Below are 19,152 nucleotides of genomic sequence, written 5' to 3' on the forward strand. Positions count from 1 at the left end.
GATATGCATGCCTTTTCGACAATTGTTTGTGAGTAGACATACACCCACTCGCCCGATTTCGAATATGGTAAAGAAAAAAGTAGGCTCGGATCCGGTTCCTTGCTTACGTAAGAAAGTGAGGAATCCCCATGCAAATCCACGTTGTCCAAAGAGGACAGACGTTATATCGCATTTCGCAAACATATGGTGTGTCCGTGGATACGATTGCAGCAGCCAATGAGATGACGCCCAGCCAATCACTGGTCATCGGACAGGCATTGGTCATTCCAATCGTAGGCTCGTACTATTGGGTGCAGCCCGGCGAAAGCCTCTATTCGATTGCTCATAAGCTCGGTCTTGACCTCCACGAACTTGCATCTATCAATGGACTCACCCTGTACCAGCCTTTACCCGTCGGCTTCCGATTATATATCCCCCCAGCTCCCCGCACACAAGCGGAAGTTAATGCGTATTTGGAATCACGGGGGAACGAAGTCTCACCTGCCCTGATTCAAGCCGCAAGGGAAGCAACCCCACACCTTACCTACTTAGCCCCCTTCTCCTTCCGCATTAAGCGGGATGGCACCTTACAGGCCCCGCCTCTCGACGATCTTAGGGGAATTGCCGAGCAGAATGGGGCCACCCTGATGATGGTTGTGACTAACCTGGAAAATGATCAGTTCAGCGCGGAGCTCGGGCATATTATTCTCACGGATGAAACCGTGCAGAACCGCCTGCTCCAAACCATCCTTACTACGGCTAAGGAACTTGGCTTCAAGGATATTCATTTCGATATAGAGCATCTATATCCGGATGATCGCGATGCCTACAACCGCTTCCTACGGAAAGCGGCCGATCAGATTCATCAGCAAGGTTACCTGATGTCGACGGCGCTCGCCCCCAAAACAAGCGCCACTCAAGCAGGCGAGTGGTATTCCGCTCACGACTATAGAGCGCATGGTCAAATCTCCGACTTCGTCGTTATTATGACGTATGAATGGGGCTACAGCGGCGGTCCCCCTATGGCGGTCTCCCCCATCGGTCCCGTGCGCAAAGTGCTCGAGTATGCCATAAGTGAAATGCCGTCATCCAAAGTGATGATGGGCCAGAACCTGTACGGCTATGACTGGACGCTGCCTTTCGTGAAAGGCGGTCCGTTCGCCAAAGCCGTCTCCCCGCAAGCTGCGATTGATTTGGCCCGCAAATACAACGCGCAGATTTTATACGATTACTCAGCGCAGGCTCCTCACTTCAACTATTGGGATGATGCCGGCAAAGAGCATACAGTTTGGTTTGAGGATGCCCGCTCCATTCAGGCTAAGTTCCGTTTACTGAAAGAACTGGGCTTACGCGGTATCAGTTATTGGAAGCTGGGACTCCGATTTCCACAGAACTGGCTGCTGTTGGAGGAAAATTTCAAAGTCGTCAAACGTGCTTAATCACGTATGAAAAAAAGGATAGAGTGTCAGAAGACTACTGACGGCTCTATCCTTTAATCGTTTACACACGGAAACGGTCAACCGCTTCCAGCAGCTGCCCTGCCATGTCGGACAATGTTCTGGAGGAGGTGGAGATCTCCTCCATCATGGCGAGCTGCTCTTCATTGGCAGCCGCTGAATCCTGGCTCGCAGCCGCCCCTATGTTCGCAGACTCCGTAACGTGCTCCATATGCGTAACGACTTCGTCGCTGCTGGTCGTGACTTGGGCGATCGCTGCACTCACATCCTCCACTTTCATTAAGACCCCGCCAAAGGCTTGCTTCATCGACAGTAGCGAGTCGTTCACTTGTTGTGAAGCGATCACGCCATCCTCCGTCAGTTTCATACCCTGACACATCGCCGTATCCACATCCCCGGCTTTATCTTCAATCTCACGAAGAAGACCTGCAATTTGTTTCGCTGCTTCATTCGTTTGTCCAGACAGTTTCTGCACCTCTCCAGCTACAATACTGAATCCTTTGCCCGCCTCCCCCGCTCTGGCGGCCTCAATAGAAGCATTCAATGCCAGCATATTGGTTTGCTTCGCAATGTCCGTAATGACGCCAATGATAGAACCTATTTGACCACAGCTGTCACGCAGTTCATTCGCAATCGTCCCTGCCGCCGATACTTTATCAGAAACGAGCCCAATCCGCTCGCGCATTCTCCCTACAGCTTCCATACCCGCTAATGACACATCTGCTGCAGATTCGGCCAACTGCGCCATATGACGGCTGTCTGCGCTAATAGCAGCCATTTCCTCTTTCACAACTTGAATGGTAAATAGCGTCTCTGTGACAATAGCCACTTGCTCTTGAATGCCTTGCGACAAGGAGTCTGTCGAAACAGCTATCGTTTCCGCAGCCAGCTTGCTTTGCTCCGCATGGCTGGCGAACTGCTCCGCCTGCTGAGTGAGGACATGCGCGCCTTGCTGAACATTCCCGATAAACGCCCGCAGGCTGATTAACATGGCTTGGAAAGAGCGCTGCAAATTGCCAACTTCATCCTTCGAAACAGCCCCCTCAATGGACAGGGAAAGATTACCGGCTTCCGCTTCGGCCATGAGCCCCTGCATAACATGCAGCGGTCTGACAATGAGCGCTGATAACCATCTTCCTATCACATAAAAAATGCCGATTGCACAAACCGAGGATATAAGCAATATCCAGATCAGATGCCGGTACTGCTGATTACGCTCTTTGTTTATCTCCTCCGATGTTTCCAAACGGTCGTTTAGCAAGCTCTCCACATAACCGTGGATGTCTTCCATCGTACCTTTGATATGTGTTTTATAGTACTTATAAGCCTCTTGGGTCTGCCCTGACGCCGACAGAGACTCCACTTTTCGCTGATCTTCCTCATAAGAGATTAGCGCTTCTTTTAACTTGGATATCCATAAAGTCCCTACGGGCTCCCCTTCCAAGGTTGCTTCGTAATCTTTCAATAATTGATTGGTTTTAACATGCGTCTTGCTGATCTCATTATCTAGTACATCCTTGTAGTGGCTATCCGGTGTTAAGACATGCTCCAGGAGCCTGTCATTGATGGTATGAACGTTACTCTCCACTTCATTGATCCAAGTTGTTGGCAAATAATCGAATTGGTACATCTCTTCCGCTTTTTTGTTGATTTCACTGAGAAAAAAGAAGCTCGTCACCGTCAGAACGATAAGGAAAACGACAGCCAACACATTCAACGCCAATATTTTCATACTAATTTTCAAGTTTCCAACGATGCTTATCAACCTGATCTTCTTCATTTTCTCATCTCCCCTGAGTAATCTGCTTTTAAATATACAGGTCATTCAGAAAGTAGACAATAAAAGCAACTAAATTTTATTTATTTTATTTTTATTAATTGGTTTAGGTTGTTTTATGAAAAAAGGAAACTTTTTTTATCATCCCAAGGTTAAAATTCGGTAGATATTGTGACAGCTATTCATTTCGATCTCTGATTATCCGATACTAAATAGGTTCCCAGTTTTTCATTCATAACTTATTACGGAACGATATCGGAGGGATTATTAACGTGAGGTTTAGACACAGCAAGTGGTTATCCTTGGTATTCATTTTCATTTTGGCCAGTCAATCTTTAATCGCAGGAAACGCCTTTGCCGCTGATGAGATTTCCAAACTCGTCCTGAACAAGAATGAGCTTGCTTTGCAAGTTGGGGATACTGCAAATCTAACGGCAACTGCTATTTTCGTAAGTGGATCTACTGAGAATGCAACGGTCAAAACGGATTGGAATTCCGGTACGACAGATGTTGCTTCCGTCTATGCAGGTGTAGTGACAGCCAAAAAAGAAGGAAAAGCTGTTATTACGGCTACTTATATGGGTAAAACCGAAATCGTGAATGTCACTGTAAGCAAAAAAGTAAAATCGTTAACGACAGATAAACGCTCTCTCGAGCTTCGTCTGAATGGCACAGATCAGCTGTTAATTACCGCCTATTACGATGACGGCACGTCCGAGGATGTGACGAGTAAAGCAGACTACACGGTAGATACAAGCTCCATCGTTACTGTTACCAACGGTTTGGTAAAAGGACAAAATCCAGGCAGCGCAAACGTAACGATCAAATATATGAACCAATCCATGACCGTTCCTGTTGATGTTGAGGTTGTCCGCCGTATTGACGCGGAGAGCTCAACCGTTTCCTTGCTCTTGAACGGAACAGCCGATATTAAAATCAAGGCGACTTATCCAAACGGCGATATGGCCGACGTTTCCGAAAAAGTGGTTTGGACAACAGATAAACCTAATGTCGCCGACGCTATCAAAGGTAAAGTTACAGGCTATAGCGTTGGAACAGCCAACCTAACGGCAACTTACGGTACCAAATCTACGACAATTACGGTTGACGTGGACAGCACCCTCAAACTCGAATTAGATAAACAGAATTTGCTTCTGAAGAAAGATGCTACTGGCGTATTGAAATTAACCGCTACATATGCTGACGGAAAAACGGAAGACATCACAGATCGGGCCGAGTGGGCGTCCAGTGATGAGGAAATCGTTCAAGTTTCAAAAGGAAAGCTCTCTGCGATCGCAATCGGTGAAGCGAAGATTTATGCGAAATACGGGGATAAATCCGTTGTGGCCAATGTAGACGTAGAGGTTCCGCGCCGCTTGGTTGTAGATACCGATCTTGTTTCCTTACAAACAGGACAAGAGCAGCAGCTAGTCCTTCACGCTACCTATGCCGACGGCACAAGCGCAGTCGTTACGGATAGTGCCGACTGGAGCGTGGATGATGAGAACGTAGCTTTCGTTATCAAAGGAAAAATCACAACATACAAACCCGGTATCGCTACAGTAACTGCAAAATACGGTGGCAAAACAACTACTACGAAAGTGGAAGTTGATATCCCTACAATTATCAAACCAAGCAAAAAAACCGTTAATCTACAAATCGGCGGTTCCGACAAAATCACTTTGATGGCCTCTTTCAAGGACGGTCGCGAGGTGGACGTCACGAACAAAGCCGAGTGGACAACCAGCTCCAAGGACGTTGCCGAAGCTCAGAATGGCGAAATCTTCGGTCTTGCGACAGGCGCAGCGACCATTACGGCGAAATATGGAACGCGCACAGCGGTGATTCAAGTGTCTGTAGGCGTTTTGAAGAGCCTTACGGTCAGCCAAGAGAAGCTGATTATGAAAAAAGGCGACACAGTTAACTTGAAAGCCGAAGCGCTTTACACGGATGAAACGAAGAAAGATGTGACTTCCGACGTGATCTGGACCAGCAGCAATGCGAAAACCGCAACGGTGGACGGCGGAGTTGTGAAAGCTATAGCTTCTGGGGAAGCTACATTGACAGCTCAACTAGACAGCAAAACAGTCACTATTCCGGTTCAAATCGATATGGCAAGTGATCTAACGGCGAATGTAGCTAATCTGGTTTTTGATATGAATGAAACACGCACGATCGTTCTGACGGCTACCGATTCCTCAGGCGCATCGCGTACAGTTACCAATGATGCAGAGTGGAAAACAAGCAACAACGCGATTGTATCGGTATCCAAAGGGGTTGTAACTCCGGTATCCCGAGGGAAAGCAACCATTACGGCAACTTATGGCGGCAAAAGCGTTTCGATCCCGGTTGAAATCGGCGTAGTTGCAGGACTCACAGCAGACAAGACTTTCATCGTCACAAAACGAGGCGAGCAAGTCCAAATTAAATTGACAGCAACTTTGTCGAACGGCACAACGAAAGATGTCACAGAATCGGCGACATGGAAAGTTAGCGCCTATAAGCTGGGTACCGTGACAAATGGACTTTTCACACCTACAGCTTCTGGTAAGACAACAATCACCGGATCTTTCGGCGGCAAAATGGTCGCTATTCCCGTGGAAATCGACTCTTTGAAATATTTGAAAACCGATGTTGTCAAAGTCGAACTCAAAGAAGGCAGCACAGCCAACATTAAAGCACTAGCCACATACACGGATGGATCTGAAGAAGATGTCACGAAACCAGCTTTGTGGACATCATCGAATATCATGATCGCAGATGTGAAAGACGGCATCATCAAAGCAACCGGCAAAGGAACTGCAAGAATTACAGTGACGTATTCCAACATGAGAACAACGGTTCAAGTGACGGTTACCAAATAAAGCAAAGGGCTATCCTCAAGTAGATGCTTCTACTTCTGGGTAGCCTTTTTTTGCGTCATAACACTCGCCTGCTTTCCATATTTTGTACTATACTTAATAGGTATTTATTTGTTCATGAGAGGATTGATGTTATGTTTGGTAAAGTAGCAGCTGATATTCTGGGGTTAAGTGATGTAGGTTCCGTGATCAAGCCTGAAAATTACGATAAGGTCGATGCCGATGATTACGTTATGCATGAGGATAATGAGAAAATTTTCTTTTTGATTAAATCCAAATCGGATGAATACTGCTTCACGAACCAAGCTTTAATTCATCTTGACGGCACGAGTGCCATAAGCAAGAAACGGGTGCTGAACCGCTACCCTTACAGCAAGTATGCCCTTTCCCAAGTTTCTTTCGAAACAGCAGGTACGGTCGATCTCGATGTGGAGATCAAATTCGTGCTGGGTTCTGTCCATTTCTCGATTGATGTTCACAAAAAGCATGTTGAAGAACTGAAAGACCTGTATAAAGCTCTGTTTAAAATTTCGGAAATTACGCAGGAGAACGAGCACTTCCTTGACTACGCGAAGCAAAGTATCGAGCTGGCTTCCGCCACATTAAACCGTACGACGAAAACCGAGGGGCAGAAACTCTCTGAGGAATTCAAGCAGGTGAATCAAGGCGCCTTCGACTGGCTCGTAAGCACGCATAAGCAGTACAAAGTGAAGGATTTCGGCTTCGTTTTTGAGAAATTCATTAATCAATAACCTTGTCCTCATTTATTCATACATAAAATTTCATGCATAGGGGAAGCTAACCGTACCTGCATTAACAGGCCACTATTTAAGAAGTGCTTGGAGGTATGAAACATGTTTCCCCGATTTATGAAACTAGCTTTGATTTCATTTCTGTGCATCACCGTCCTGCTTGGGGCTCATCATTATCGCAAGCATCCTCATAATCAGCAAATGATCTCATCTGCTGAAAGCTGGGAGGCGGCCAAGCAAGGTTCGCCCACTTTTTATCAAACCAATCCATTCGGTATGCCTGGGGCAGAGGCAAGACTGCATATGACTACGGATATGAATCAACATGCCGCGGCATATGGACTTACACCGCCAACCTCGATGAAAGCATTAATGGTTCCTACGCAGGACAAAGCAGATAAGAGATGGGGCGGATGGAGCTATATCGGCCTGTTGGGACTGCTGGGGCTGCTCGGTATCCGAAGCCGTTCGGAGTCTTCTTATTCGGAATAAGCCATTCAAGGAGCGCTGTTCCCGGTTTCGGGAAACAGGCTCTTTTTCATTTGCGAACGCATTACAGACAAATGTTTAAGTGTTGGACATTTGTCCGTTACTGATATAAACTAGAGGTGTAGTCAACGATCGAAAGGAGTCATTTCATGGATCGTGAACAGCAAATTTTAGCGCTCATTCGTCAAAATCCATTCATCTCTCAGCATGAAATGGCCAGCATCATTGGCATTTCCCGCTCCGCTGTCGCCGGCTACATCGCGGCCCTGACCAAGAAAGGGACGATCCGCGGGCGCGCATACGTAACCTCGGATGAGAATACGGTCATGTGTATCGGCGGTGCGAACCTAGACAGCAAAGCGACTAGCAAGCAAGCCATCCGTTTGGCCTCTTCGAATCCAGTCACTGTGACGGAATCGTGCGGTGGTGTTGCTCGCAATATCGCTGAGACGCTTGCGGGACTCACCTGCGAGACGGCGCTGCTCACGGTTGTTGGCGATGATAAGGCCGGCCAATGGGTGCTAGAAGAAACGCGGAAGCGCGGTGTTGATGTCAGTCAAGCCATCGTACTCCAGGGTGAGAACACCGGGACGTACACAGCGCTGCTCGACGCGACAGGCGAGATGTTCCTCGCTTTTGCCAATATGGACATCTACGATAAATGTACACCTGCTCTGCTGCGGGACAAATGGCCGCATGTGGCTTCTGCCAAGCTCGTCATTGCGGATACAAATTTGCCCGCCGAGACTCTAGCCGAGCTGATTGATCGATGCAAAGAAGAAAACCTGCCGCTATTTATCGATCCCGTGTCTTCGGAAAAGGCCAAAAAGCTCCCTCAAGAGCTGCACGGTGTAACGGCGATTTTCCCGAATTGGGAAGAAGCTTGCCAATTGGCAGGTATCGCGCCCGGCAACAGCAGCAACAACAGCGATTACAGCACGATTGCAGGAGCGATCCTCGCTCGCGGCGTCCGCCACGTCTTCATTACGCTCGGCAGTCAAGGCGTCATGTATGCCGGCGAGGAAGGCGAGCGGCATTTCCCTCCCATTCCCACCAAGGTTGTGGAGGTCACAGGTGCAGGCGATGCTTTTGTCGCCGGTATTGCTTACGGGGTCATGCGGCAATCCACCTATATGGAATCGTGTATGTATGGACTCGCTGCTTCACATATTACGCTTCAAACCGACCAATCTGTCGCGAGCGAGCTGACGGAAGAACGACTGCAACAAACCCTACATCACTTGACCAAAGGAGACGAATCCCTATTATGAATACAACTTACCTAACGTTTACTGATGAAGTGAAAGACGCTTTGGCGAACAATAAACCTGTTGTGGCCTTAGAAACTACGATTATTTCTCACGGGATGCCTTACCCGCAAAATATAGAAATGGCCAAAAAGGTCGAACAAATCATCCGCGATAACGGTGCCGTTCCGGCTACGATTGGCATCATGGACGGTAAAATCAAGATCGGCTTGAACGAGCAGGAGCTCGAAGCTTTCGCGACGAACCCTCATGTGGAAAAAGTCAGCCGCCGCGACTTCCCTTACATCCTCTCGTCGGGCCAAATCGGCGCGACAACCGTCGCAGCCACAATGATCGGCGCTGCACTTGCAGGCATCGAAGTGTTCGCTACCGGCGGCATTGGCGGCGTTCACCGCGAAGGCGAAGTGACGATGGACGTCTCCGCCGATTTGACTGAACTGGCTCAGACCAACGTTGCTGTTGTCTGCGCAGGCGTGAAGTCCATTCTCGATATTGGCCGCACGCTCGAATATCTGGAAACGCACGGCGTTCCCGTGGTTGGCTACAAAACGAGCGAGTTCCCGTCCTTCTACGCCCGCGAAAGCGGCTACGGCGTAGACTTCCGCCTCGATGAGGCAGTCGACGTTGCGGCCATGCTCCGCACGAAGTGGGAGCTCGGCCTTGCTGGCGGCGCCATCATCGCCAACCCGGTCCCTGCGGAATCCGCAATGGACCATGTTGAGATCGAAAGCTTCATCCAGCAGGCGCTTGCTGAAGCTAAAGATCAGAACGTGACCGGCAAGAAGGTCACGCCTTTCCTGCTAGCGCGTATCAAGCAGCTGACCGAAGGCCGCAGCTTGGAGACGAACATCGCGCTCGTGTACCACAATGCAGAAACCGCCGCGAAGGTTGCGGTTGCACTCAAGAGCAAATAAACAAAACCCTCCATGCTCACGATCGATCATCGTGGACATGGAGGGTTTTTTATTTGTCAGCGAAGACTACTCGCTGACCCAAAGCGTTTTTTGCTCGAACGGTGTACGCGCTGCTTTCGGCGGCGGAGCCATGTCCGGGTAGCCGAGGTAGATGAAACCGACAAGCTCCTCTTTCGCGCCGAGGCCGAAGGCTTCGCGCATTTTCGCATGATAGGTCGGCGCTCCCGTCCGCCAGATCGCACCCAGACCGAGCGAGTGCGCGGTCAGGAGCATATTTTGTACGGCGGCATGTGCAGCCGCGTACTCTTCGATCTCCGGCACAACGGCTTGTGCCGAAGGCGTAACCGCCACGGCGATGACCACAGGTGCGCGGAAAGCTTTCTTCATCTGAGCGCCTTTGAGCACAGCCAGCTCTTCCTCCGTCAATGCTGGGTCGGCTTCAGACGCCGCGACCTCCGCATACCCTTTTCCAAGCAGTCCACGGCCTTCGCCCGTCATGACCCAAAACCGCCACGGTTCAGTATGGCAATGGTTTGGCGCCCAAGTGCCTGCTTCCAATATCTCTTCAATCAGCGCTTTGTCAACAGGATCCTGTTTGACTTTCCCGATACTTCGGCGATTGCGGATTGCTTCTTTCAATTCCATGTTTCTCCCACTCCACTCTTAGAAATGCACTTCATTAATGTACCTACTCTAAGTCTATTGTTATATGTACGATCCTGCAACAGCAAACATACAGGTCACTCAAAAATAATGGTATAGGACAATATGACAATAAGAAAACCTGACGGATCGGAGAAATCTCCAGCTCCATCAGGCTTGGGTATCTTATGAGAATTTCTTTGGGAAGCTTAGTAGAACTACAGAAACTTTTTTAGCCATATTGACGTCTATGTTAGAGGAAAGTGAAAAAACAGCCGACTTTCGTTCACTTTTAGCACTCTCGTTCTTCGACTGCCAAGAATTTGACAATGACAATGGCTATCAGGCAAGCTATAGTTATAGCAACAGAACGAACAAGATTGCTTGCTAGAATCATATATTTATACCTAGGAGGTACTACATCTACATGAAAAAATTAACGATGATTGCGACAGCTGCTATGGCTTTCTCTTTGTTCACATCCACTGTCCTAACACACCCTGCTTCTGCAGCTGGCAAAACAAGCGCTGACTTCACAGATTTGGCCGGTATTGATGCTTCATTAAAAGCCAAAATCGATGCTATGTTGGCATCCGATATATTCGAAGGTGTATCCTCAGACACGTTCGGTATTACGCAAAACATGACTCGTGCACAATTTGCAAAAGTAGCAACGCTGATTTACGACATTCCTGTCGATCTTACTGTTAAGGTATCCAGCTTTACTGATGTCCATGCGGACGATTCCGCTAATGGTTGGGCAATTCCTTACATCGAAGCTGCGAAAAAAGCTGGATTGATCGACGGTGTTACCGACACAACCTTCGTTCCTGGCGATTCTGTCACTGCGGGTCAGCTCGACACTTTGCTGCTTAAAGGACTAGGGAAAACTGTTTCCGTAACAGGCACACCTTGGTATGCGGATGCTGTGAAACAAGCAACAGAACTTGGCATTCACCCAACTGGAAAATCCGGTGATCAAGCTGCTAACCGCGCTGACCTAGTTACTAGCTCTTACGTAGCACAGCAAGCTTTCGACAATGACAACAAAGCCCTTATTTCGATTACAAAAGTTCAAGCTTCATCCGACAATAAACAGGTTCAAGTTACACTGAATACTAAAGTAGACACAGCCAAAGCAACATTCACACTTAAAACCGGCACGACTACTGTTCCTGCAACTTCGACTTGGTCGACAGACGGCCTTACAGCAACGCTTGCTGTTGACGCTGCCCTTGCTACAGGAGATTATACAGTAACACTTGGCGGCCTTGACGCATCTACGATTAAAACAGCTACTGGAAGCTTCAGCGTAGCCCCTATTGACAATGGTAATGTTACTATCGAAGATAACTACACATTGGCAGCTGTAATCGATAGCGGTCTAACAGATTCAGCAACTGGCTCGATCACAAAGGCGATTGCCGAAGATCCAACACAAAGTAAATTTGCTAAAGAAATCAAAATTCAAGTGAAAAACGCTAGCGGCGACATTGTTGCCGTTCCAGGGATTGTTCAATCCGTATTCTCATCGAACACTGGTATTGCTAAAGTAGGTCTAACTGCTGACCATCACGCCTACGTACTCGGCAACAAAGCCGGTACAGCGGATGTCACTGTGGTTGTCAAAATCGGTAATAACGATTCCAAACAATTGCACGTACCCGTAACGGTTACGAATGATTCGATTAGTGTGAAACAAATTAAAGCCGATGAAACTTCCATCAAGAAAACGATGACGGTTAGTAACGGCGTCTACACAGCTGACATTAATCCATATACAGAAATGGATCTTACTCTAATAGATAATTTTGGTATCAAATACGAAAACAATGAGATTGCCGATTATAACTTTGGACTTGGCACACTTATTGTTGCCAGAGCTATAAAAGGTGACGGAGTCAACCCAGTAGGTACTGTAACGGTTGGCGACAATGGCATGGTTCACGTTGAAGGAAACGTCGTTTCTTTTGAATTATCCATTGTAGCTCCATCCGGCCAACAAGCAGTAAGCTATGTAACACTAAAACGCAACTAATCACACTTTCAAAATGGGCTGCCCGAAGTAGTGTAACTACTTTGTGGCGGTCTTTTTTTGCGTTCTGTGCCTCACATGCACCAACATGCCCATCTCACATATATTGCTAATGCATGCGCAAGCTCAACTTCTTAAGAAAAGGGGTCCGTCCCATGTACAACTACCCTGCTTATTTCATTCCTCAACAGCCTTTATATCGTCATTCCCCGACTGTGTCCGCTTCGTCCTATATTCGACTAAATGGCCAGTATGAACACCAAGATCAGTTGGAAGTTTGGACAGGTTGGGAGCAGCATTTTCCCTATTTCCATACAAATACGATCATTCCTCGTGATTATCCAACGGTTGATTCTAAAATACTATCCAACTCGATTGCATCTTCTCATCATCTGCTTAAGGACGCTTCGCTTCTCATTCAAAAGCTATCTGAACCCGCCATCGCTCACGAGCTTATGACACATGCCCAACAGGGCAATCAAAAAGAAGTGGATCGTATTGTCCACTCCTTCGGCGTGAAATCTGCTGTTGTCACTAGTTATTCCCCAAGCTCCGTGAAGTTTACGATTGATCCGCAAACCCCTGACATCCCCTGCTGTGAGGTAACATTAGCACTCAAATGGGGGCAATAGCCGACTTCCTTTATCGTACATCGAAAGCATTCCAAATCGGCCACGCCGTCCCCGCCCAAAACGCGAAGATAACAAGAAGCAGCCAGTACATCAGATAATAAAAATCTAACTTAGAATAGCTGGATTGATAATAATAAGTTCGTTTGATTTGTGTAGAAAAACGCTTCGCTTCCATGGCCACAGCTGTCCGGTGAGCGCGACGGATGCTCTGCGCAAGAAGCGGTATGGCATACATGCGCATCAAGGTGTACCAACCTGTCAGCCAACTGCGTCTCTGCTTCCTGCCCCGCACCTTGAGCGCGTAACGCAGCGTCTGGAATTCCTCAAGCATAAGCGGCAGCATGCGAAGAGCGGCAAGGAAGCTGTAAGCGTACTTCGGCGCCACCTTCCACTGCTGCATCAGCGCATAGAACAGGGCAACAGGACGTGTCGTCAAGCTGAACAGCAAGCCGACAGCGGCAACCTGTAAGCCGCGGAAGCCCAGATGCAGACCGCGGTAAAAGCTTTCTTCCGTGATTCGGATGAATCCGAGGCGAAACCACTCTGTATCCCCGCTGCCGAACATCATCATCCCCGCCGCGGAGGAGATAAAAATGAGCAGGAACGGCGAAGCATACAGCAGCAGACGCCGCAGCGGCTGGCCTGAATAAACGAACAGCGGCACCAAGGCGCCCGCCGTTAAATACATCATCGTATTCAGATTATGCGTGAATACAACAAGAACAAACAGAAGCAATGACAGGACAAGCTTCACTCCCGGATTAACCCGATGCAGCCAGGTTTCACGATACGTGAACGTTATTTGCATACCATCGGCGCCCCTTCCTCGGCTTGTGCTGCGAAAGTCGCAGACTGTTCCGTCACACAGCCCGCTTTAACCTGCCAAACGCGTGTGGCGCAGCGTTTGACGATCTCCTCATCGTGCGTCACCATCACGATGACGGTCCCGCCTGCGCGCAGCCGTTCCAGCTGCTCCAACATGCGCATCGTACCGTGTGCGTCGAGCCCGAAGGTGGGCTCATCCAGCAGCAGGATACGCGGGCTGCGAACCATCGCAGAAGCTACGCTTAAGCGGCGCTTCTGGCCCATCGAGAGCTGGAACGGATGCCGCTTGCGCAGCGCGAGCAAATCGTACTGCCGCAGCAGCTCCTCCAGAGCAGCCTGCTGTGCATCCTTCCCTCCCTCCGCCTCCGGCAGGGAGTAGAGCAGTTCTTCTTCTACCGAATTTGTCACGAATTGGAATTCGGGGTTTTGGAACACGAAGCCGACTTGCTCCGCAAGCTGCTCGATTCTGCTGCCCTTCACGCCATCGATCCAGCAGCTGCCCTTGGTCGGGATGAGCCGCATGATGGCGAGCAGGAGCGAGCTTTTGCCGGCGCCGTTAGCACCGATGATCGCGATCCAGTCACCGGGATAGACGCTCAAGTTATCCACAGAGGTCTTGATCTTTCCGCCGCGAAGCCCGGTAAAATCGCGAAAGGACATGACCGGCTGCCGATTCTCAGCATCAGCTTCGACTTCCGCGGGCAACTTGCTCCTGCTTAAGCGTTCCATGTTAAGTTCGCTCCAAACGCCCGGATACCAAATCCCGTAGTCGGCAAGCTGCCTTTTGTACCTTTCAAATACGATTTGTGGCGAGCCATCAGCCAAAATCTCCCCATCCGGAGAGAGAACAATCAAACGGTCGATGAGATCGAGAATGCCGCTGATTTTATGCTCCACAATGACCAAGGTTTTGTCAGCGCTAATGGACCGGATCGTTTCCCAAACAAGCCCCGTGCCTTCATCATCCAATAACGCTGTAGGCTCATCTAGAAAAAGCACTTCCGGCTCCAGCGCTAGGACGCTTGCAATCGCCAATCGCTGCTTCATCCCCTGTGACAGTTGACCAATTAAGGTATGAGCGTCTTCCAGGTGCAACCCCACTAAGCTCAGATAATGCGCGATCCGTTCCGGCATTTCCTCACGGGGAACCTGCCTATTTTCCAAAACGAAAGCAATTTCCTCATCCACATACGGCATGCAGAACTGAGCGTCTGGATCTTGAAACACGTACCCCCAGCGGCTTGGTGTGACAAGTTTATCCGCTTTCAGCGGAATCTCGATAATATCGGGAACGATCCCGCTCAGCACTTGGAGCAGTGTCGATTTCCCGCAGCCGCTTGGCCCGAGCAGCAGCACCTTTTCCCCCGGCATTACTGAAAAGGAAACCCCTTGAAATAACAGGGGAACCTCGTCACCGGGATATTTTAACCGCAGATTGGTAACCCCCATGCCCTCGCTCATCCGCATTACCCCAGTACATCGTAATCGTTCTTTGAGACGGGTCTAACCAAGTTCAGCACGCCCGTGCGAGCTAATGCTTTAGCCAAGTAATAGGCGAACACCCCAGCTATAATGGCGGAGCCTGCGAGACGAAGCCCAATAAATAAGCAATAATTCCAGAACGTTAGCTGATCGATATAGCCATAATATTTATCTACAAGCAAGGAAAGCGCTGCGGATGCGAAGGATGCTAGGACTGTTACACCCACATTCGCCCGGCGATACAAGAAAAACGCGAAGACCAGCTCTGCGCCAAGCCCTTGAAGAATGCCATACGCAAGCGTCGATACTCCCCATGATCCTCCAAAAAGGGCTTCAATTGTCGCGGCTGCAACTTCAGCCAATAAGGCGACGCCTGGTTTACGAATAACGAGGAAAGCAAATGTAGCCGCCATGAACCACATGCCGTAGCTTAACTGCTCTGCATGCAGACCGATCGGTTTTAGAAGATCATACATGGGTCCCCATATGCGATAAATCACCCCAAATACTGCCGCGATCACGATGGTAACCAAAATATCGGTCAATTTTAACCCTTTTGCTCTTGTTTCTTTTTGTGCCATTTCTTCTTCCCACTCCTTTTCCTGGATACCTTTTTTGTTAAAATGAGATAGGCGAACACGACAAAAAAAGCCTACCGGGATGCGGCAGGCATAAAATTAGTGCAAAAAGAGGCACTCCAATTCTCTACGCTGGCATTACCCAGATCAGATTAACGGTCAGTGGCATAGGGCCACTATCTCAGCCTGACTTCATCAAGCACCCGTGTTGCTATTCATTTGGCTTAACTGTAGCGGATTAACCGATATTTAGCAATGCCTTAGGAGAAATTATTTTTCCATCAAAAGTTTTAAATCCAATGTCAATCCATATAACTGGCGGATGCTGTCAACAATATCTTCCACCCGTTTCTGCTGCACTTCCGCGCTAGCAAGCACTTGCTGCACGGATGCGGCGGACTCTTCCGTAATGGCTGCCACGGATGTCATCTCCTCGGCCACCTTCTGGGAAGATAGTTGCAATTGCTGGTTCATGCGCTGCAAATTCTCGGCTTGCTCCATGACTTCAGCTGTATTCGTGTTAATAACCTCGAATAGCTGATCAACACTTTCCGCTGATTTTCTGCCCGATTCTACCGCTAGCTTGCCGACAGCTACTTTCTCAACAGCGGTTTCCACCTTCTGCTGAATGGAGCCTAGAATCTCTGAAATATCCGTTGAAGCTACGTGAGCGTTCATCGCAAGCTTCCGAATCTCACCGGCAACTACCGCAAACCCTTTGCCATGTTCCCCGGCTCGTGCAGCCTCGATGGACGCATTGAGCGACAGCAGATTCGTTTGATTCGCGATATCGGCAATCGTTGTCACGATATTTCCGATTTTCACATTTTCTTCGTTCACTTCATTCATGATGTTGGACGTTTCCGTTACGATCACGGTGATGTCCTTGATTTTATGCGTCAAATCCTCCATTTGGTTCTTACCTTCATTCGTCATGCGGGCTGTATCCCTGGATCTGCTGCTCATCGTGTTCGATGCGGAAGAGGTCATCTCCACCGTCTCATTCACTTCTTGGATAGCCGTTGTAATGTCTGTAATGGAAGTTGCTTGAGATTCAATACCGATGGAAATTTCTTGGAAAGCCGCAACAACTTCTTCTGTGATTCTGCCTGTCACGGATGCATTTTCATGAAGCGTATTACTGGAAGTTCCCAGCGCCTCTGTTGTCGTACGGACGCCTGTCAGAACCTCTTCCGTCTTCATGCGTGACACCTCGGACTCCCGAGCGCTCTGTGCTACACGGCTTAATAATCGGCTTCCTATCTGGCCTTGACCTATTAGCGTAATGATGATTAGCACATAAAAAACATTGATAGCAATATAGTCAATTGGACCTGACAACGTGGAACAGAAATAGTTCAAATTTAAGATCCCGATAACGCCATTAAGCAGTAACGGTTTATAATCCATATACAAGGAGACCAGCGCTAAACTTAAATACAAGATAAGCATGCTGGACAAAGCGATATTATGCGTCATGAAGAAATATGAAATCACATTAAGGCCTATGGCAATGATATACTTGGTGTAAGTGACCCCGATTTTCCTCCAGATCAGCAGTGTACAAATTAGCGCAATAGGCGCTCCAAAAGTCAGCAGCGTCATAACGACTCCCATGGATCTATAGGAAGCCCCCATTCCTAACACCAAACAAGCCCATAACAGCTTCACCATTAATCCGTTTCTTTTATGTAGTTCCAGCATCTGCGCTGTCATTTGGTCTTCCCCCCTTTTTTCTATAAATTTTTCTACAAAAATAGACATTTACTTACATCATTCAACAATTGAAAGGGAAAATCCTCCTTTTTGTATACCGAAAACGGGATCTTTACAAAGAATTTGACTTCTTGTCTCTATCGAAACTACAATATGTAGTGTATGACGGATTATAACGTAAAGGAGCTCATATCGAATGGACACTAGCACCATACAGAACGGACCGGATATTACTGCAATTCTAATTTATATAGGGGCTGCTCTTTTCATTTTGGCCATCCTTGGTTACGTGCTTGCCGCGAAGACGAACAAAGCGAACACGAGCAAGCTGAAAAAGGCCGAGAAGCAGGCCCTGCACAAAAAACGCAAGACTTGGATGCTTCTCTCTCATACTCTTATGATTTTGGCCGTTTGTTCTTTGGGAACTTCTCTGATCCAGTCTTCATCCAACAAATATAGCGTCGAAAAGCTTAATTACAATGCGCCTATCGAGGTCACGACGGATAAGGATTACGGGCGCAATCATGATGAGGGTATGCTGACCTACGAGATGAAAATCCCGACTTCAGGCACGCATAGCCCCCATGACTTAAAGTTCGGTTTTTACAAGGAAAAACCGACATATGCTATGCTTGTGCATAACTTGGAGCACGGTGACATCATCATCTATTATCATCCCGATGCACCTCAAGAACTCAAGGATCGCCTCGAATATTTGAGCCACTTCAAACAAGCAGGCGCCGGTGTGCTGGCTGTGCCTAACCCGGATGTGCCCAGCGATAAAGAGGTTGTCGTAACGGCCTGGACGAAAACGATGCAGCTTCCTAAGTTTGACGAAGCCAGCGTGGGAACTTTCATTTACCAGTATATCGATAAAGGTCCTGAGAAGATCCCGCCTGAAGTGCGCCGTGGCGGCGGAACGATGTAACCATCCAAGTAGACGAACTCCAGCTATTTACGGACGTTTTCGCGGTCGGAAACCAGATCAGTTGGCACTAGTCCGGTCAACCTTTTAAACACACGATAAAAATAGGACGGGTCATTGTACCCGATGAAATCGGATATTTCCGTCACCGTTAACGCCGAATGCCTGAGCATGTACACAGCCGTTTTGATCCTGGCTGCATGCACGTATTCACTGATCGTCTGTCCTGTCACTTTGCGAAATAGGGTAGCTGTGTAGTTCGGCGATCTGCTAATGCAGACACCCAGTTCCTCCTTACTGACATGCTCCCGGTAGTGGTTCTGGATGTAACTCTTCATCTGCTCGACTAGTTGCAGCGTGGCGCTCGTTGCAGCTTCTTGGTCCCACTCTCTGTGCAAATAAACGAACAGCTCTGTTAGCAGCGCTTCACACAGCGTCTGATAATAGGGCTGTTTGTCCTGCCATTGCTGATGGATATGTCGCAGCCGGTCGAGAATCAGTTCATATTTGCTCGTGAATCGACTTGTGGCGCTGGACAGCTTAAAAAGCGGAAATGACGCATGAGCTTGAACGGCTCTCGGATCAAATTGAACGACATATTTTTCGTGCAGCATGGTTGGAACACTTCGTCCGTAAAAGGGAATACTGCTTGGGATGAGCAGCCATTGCCCCTTCTCCAGCACTTGCTTTTTTTCCTCGATCCAATAAACGCAGCGGCCGTAAGTAACAAGCACAAGCGTCCAATCCTCGCACCCCTCCTGTGATTCCCCATACCAATTGCTGCTTTTATCATACGTGTAACTTGTTACCTTCATCTTCC

16 protein-coding genes, 1 pseudogene and 1 riboswitch are annotated in these 19,152 nt (G+C 48.4%); of the genes and pseudogenes, 9 read left to right on the forward strand and 8 right to left on the reverse strand.

The window, feature by feature from the left end:
• The first annotated feature begins 128 nt into the window (after positions 1-128).
• Positions 129-1,418, forward strand: coding sequence for a glycoside hydrolase family 18 protein (locus RQP52_RS28790; RefSeq protein WP_315955038.1), 1,290 nt, complete (start codon positions 129-131; stop codon positions 1,416-1,418).
• Between the two features lie 61 nt (positions 1,419-1,479).
• Here RQP52_RS28790 and RQP52_RS28795 read toward each other — a convergent pair whose 3' ends face one another.
• Positions 1,480-3,216 carry a methyl-accepting chemotaxis protein gene (locus RQP52_RS28795; RefSeq protein ID WP_315955039.1) on the reverse strand — a complete coding sequence of 579 codons (1,737 nt, stop codon included), beginning with the start codon at positions 3,214-3,216 and terminating at the stop codon, positions 1,480-1,482.
• A gap of 269 nt (positions 3,217-3,485) precedes the next feature.
• On the opposite strand from RQP52_RS28795, the gene RQP52_RS28800 reads away from it, so the two are divergent.
• The 5 genes from RQP52_RS28800 to RQP52_RS28820 all read left to right on the forward strand — a co-directional run bounded on the left by RQP52_RS28800 (position 3,486) and on the right by RQP52_RS28820 (position 9,497).
• A complete protein-coding gene (locus tag RQP52_RS28800) occupies positions 3,486-6,077 on the forward strand; it encodes an Ig-like domain-containing protein (RefSeq protein ID WP_315955040.1) in 2,592 nt (863 codons plus the stop codon).
• 131 nt (positions 6,078-6,208) lie between these two features.
• Complete coding sequence (locus tag RQP52_RS28805; RefSeq protein WP_315955041.1) at positions 6,209-6,826, forward strand: PH domain-containing protein; 618 nt, start codon at positions 6,209-6,211, stop codon at positions 6,824-6,826.
• 102 nt (positions 6,827-6,928) lie between these two features.
• A complete protein-coding gene (locus RQP52_RS28810) occupies positions 6,929-7,318 on the forward strand; it encodes a hypothetical protein (RefSeq protein ID WP_315955042.1) in 390 nt (129 codons plus the stop codon).
• 146 nt (positions 7,319-7,464) lie between these two features.
• Positions 7,465-8,586 (forward strand): carbohydrate kinase, encoded by a 1,122-nt coding sequence (locus RQP52_RS28815; RefSeq protein ID WP_315955043.1) that lies wholly within the window; start codon positions 7,465-7,467, stop codon positions 8,584-8,586.
• On the forward strand, positions 8,583-9,497 hold the full coding sequence (locus tag RQP52_RS28820) for a pseudouridine-5'-phosphate glycosidase (RefSeq protein ID WP_315955121.1): 915 nt from the start codon (positions 8,583-8,585) through the stop codon (positions 9,495-9,497). Before RQP52_RS28815 ends, RQP52_RS28820 begins: the two co-directional genes overlap by 4 nt.
• A gap of 66 nt (positions 9,498-9,563) precedes the next feature.
• Here RQP52_RS28820 and RQP52_RS28825 read toward each other — a convergent pair whose 3' ends face one another.
• Positions 9,564-10,142 carry a nitroreductase family protein gene (locus RQP52_RS28825; RefSeq protein WP_315955044.1) on the reverse strand — a complete coding sequence of 193 codons (579 nt, stop codon included), beginning with the start codon at positions 10,140-10,142 and terminating at the stop codon, positions 9,564-9,566.
• Positions 10,143-10,566: 424 nt separating this feature from the next.
• Between RQP52_RS28825 and RQP52_RS28830 the strand changes: the two genes are divergently transcribed.
• Positions 10,567-12,177: an S-layer homology domain-containing protein gene (locus RQP52_RS28830; RefSeq protein ID WP_315955045.1), complete on the forward strand. Its 1,611-nt coding sequence runs from the start codon at positions 10,567-10,569 to the stop codon at positions 12,175-12,177.
• Between the two features lie 152 nt (positions 12,178-12,329).
• A complete protein-coding gene (locus RQP52_RS28835; RefSeq protein ID WP_315955046.1) occupies positions 12,330-12,806 on the forward strand; it encodes a hypothetical protein in 477 nt (158 codons plus the stop codon).
• A 10-nt stretch (positions 12,807-12,816) separates the two neighbouring features.
• Here RQP52_RS28835 and RQP52_RS28840 read toward each other — a convergent pair whose 3' ends face one another.
• The 5 genes and pseudogenes from RQP52_RS28840 to RQP52_RS28855 all read right to left on the reverse strand — a co-directional run bounded on the left by RQP52_RS28840 (position 12,817) and on the right by RQP52_RS28855 (position 17,407).
• Positions 12,817-13,614 carry an energy-coupling factor transporter transmembrane component T family protein gene (locus RQP52_RS28840; RefSeq protein ID WP_315955047.1) on the reverse strand — a complete coding sequence of 266 codons (798 nt, stop codon included), beginning with the start codon at positions 13,612-13,614 and terminating at the stop codon, positions 12,817-12,819.
• Complete coding sequence (locus RQP52_RS36610; protein WP_407075623.1) at positions 13,605-14,360, reverse strand: ABC transporter ATP-binding protein; 756 nt, start codon at positions 14,358-14,360, stop codon at positions 13,605-13,607. Before RQP52_RS36610 ends, RQP52_RS28840 begins: the two co-directional genes overlap by 10 nt.
• Before the next feature lie 255 nt (positions 14,361-14,615).
• Positions 14,616-15,014 (reverse strand): annotated as a pseudogene (locus tag RQP52_RS36615) (ABC transporter ATP-binding protein); the annotation flags it as partial.
• Between the two features lie 83 nt (positions 15,015-15,097).
• Positions 15,098-15,694: an ECF transporter S component gene (locus RQP52_RS28850; protein WP_315955049.1), complete on the reverse strand. Its 597-nt coding sequence runs from the start codon at positions 15,692-15,694 to the stop codon at positions 15,098-15,100.
• Between the two features lie 104 nt (positions 15,695-15,798).
• A riboswitch (TPP riboswitch) is annotated at positions 15,799-15,908 on the reverse strand.
• Between the two features lie 53 nt (positions 15,909-15,961).
• Entirely contained in the window at positions 15,962-17,407 is a 1,446-nt protein-coding gene (locus tag RQP52_RS28855) for a methyl-accepting chemotaxis protein (RefSeq protein ID WP_315955050.1), read from the reverse strand.
• Between the two features lie 196 nt (positions 17,408-17,603).
• Here RQP52_RS28855 and RQP52_RS28860 point away from each other — a divergent pair, with 196 nt between their 5' ends.
• The gene (locus RQP52_RS28860) at positions 17,604-18,335 is read left to right on the forward strand and encodes a DUF3105 domain-containing protein (protein ID WP_315955051.1); all 732 of its coding nucleotides are present in this window, start codon (positions 17,604-17,606) and stop codon (positions 18,333-18,335) included.
• Between the two features lie 23 nt (positions 18,336-18,358).
• On the opposite strand, the gene RQP52_RS28865 is transcribed toward RQP52_RS28860, so the two are convergent.
• Positions 18,359-19,147 carry a helix-turn-helix transcriptional regulator gene (locus RQP52_RS28865; RefSeq protein WP_315955052.1) on the reverse strand — a complete coding sequence of 263 codons (789 nt, stop codon included), beginning with the start codon at positions 19,145-19,147 and terminating at the stop codon, positions 18,359-18,361.
• Between the last annotated feature and the right edge of the window lie 5 nt (positions 19,148-19,152).

Origin of the sequence: Paenibacillus violae (assembly GCF_032461945.1) — a bacterium.
GTDB classification, from domain to species: Bacteria; Bacillota; Bacilli; order Paenibacillales; family NBRC-103111; genus Paenibacillus_E; species Paenibacillus_E violae.

Excerpts from the sequence above, each read along its gene's own strand:
- RQP52_RS28825 (WP_315955044.1), bottom strand. The coding sequence starts at position 10,142 with ATGGAATTGAAAGAAGCAATCCGCAATCGCCGAAGTATCGGGAAAGTC.
- RQP52_RS28795 (WP_315955039.1), bottom strand. The coding sequence starts at position 3,216 with ATGAAGAAGATCAGGTTGATAAGCATCGTTGGAAACTTGAAAATTAGT.
- RQP52_RS28865 (WP_315955052.1), bottom strand. The coding sequence starts at position 19,147 with ATGAAGGTAACAAGTTACACGTATGATAAAAGCAGCAATTGGTATGGG.
- RQP52_RS28840 (WP_315955047.1), bottom strand. The coding sequence starts at position 13,614 with ATGCAAATAACGTTCACGTATCGTGAAACCTGGCTGCATCGGGTTAAT.
- RQP52_RS28790 (WP_315955038.1), top strand. The coding sequence starts at position 129 with ATGCAAATCCACGTTGTCCAAAGAGGACAGACGTTATATCGCATTTCG.
- RQP52_RS28830 (WP_315955045.1), top strand. The coding sequence starts at position 10,567 with ATGAAAAAATTAACGATGATTGCGACAGCTGCTATGGCTTTCTCTTTG.
- RQP52_RS28850 (WP_315955049.1), bottom strand. The coding sequence starts at position 15,694 with ATGGCACAAAAAGAAACAAGAGCAAAAGGGTTAAAATTGACCGATATT.
- RQP52_RS28815 (WP_315955043.1), top strand. The coding sequence starts at position 7,465 with ATGGATCGTGAACAGCAAATTTTAGCGCTCATTCGTCAAAATCCATTC.
- RQP52_RS28810 (WP_315955042.1), top strand. The coding sequence starts at position 6,929 with ATGTTTCCCCGATTTATGAAACTAGCTTTGATTTCATTTCTGTGCATC.
- RQP52_RS28820 (WP_315955121.1), top strand. The coding sequence starts at position 8,583 with ATGAATACAACTTACCTAACGTTTACTGATGAAGTGAAAGACGCTTTG.
- RQP52_RS28860 (WP_315955051.1), top strand. The coding sequence starts at position 17,604 with ATGGACACTAGCACCATACAGAACGGACCGGATATTACTGCAATTCTA.
- RQP52_RS28855 (WP_315955050.1), bottom strand. The coding sequence starts at position 17,407 with ATGACAGCGCAGATGCTGGAACTACATAAAAGAAACGGATTAATGGTG.
- RQP52_RS28805 (WP_315955041.1), top strand. The coding sequence starts at position 6,209 with ATGTTTGGTAAAGTAGCAGCTGATATTCTGGGGTTAAGTGATGTAGGT.
- RQP52_RS28835 (WP_315955046.1), top strand. The coding sequence starts at position 12,330 with ATGTACAACTACCCTGCTTATTTCATTCCTCAACAGCCTTTATATCGT.
- RQP52_RS36610 (WP_407075623.1), bottom strand. The coding sequence starts at position 14,360 with ATGGAACGCTTAAGCAGGAGCAAGTTGCCCGCGGAAGTCGAAGCTGAT.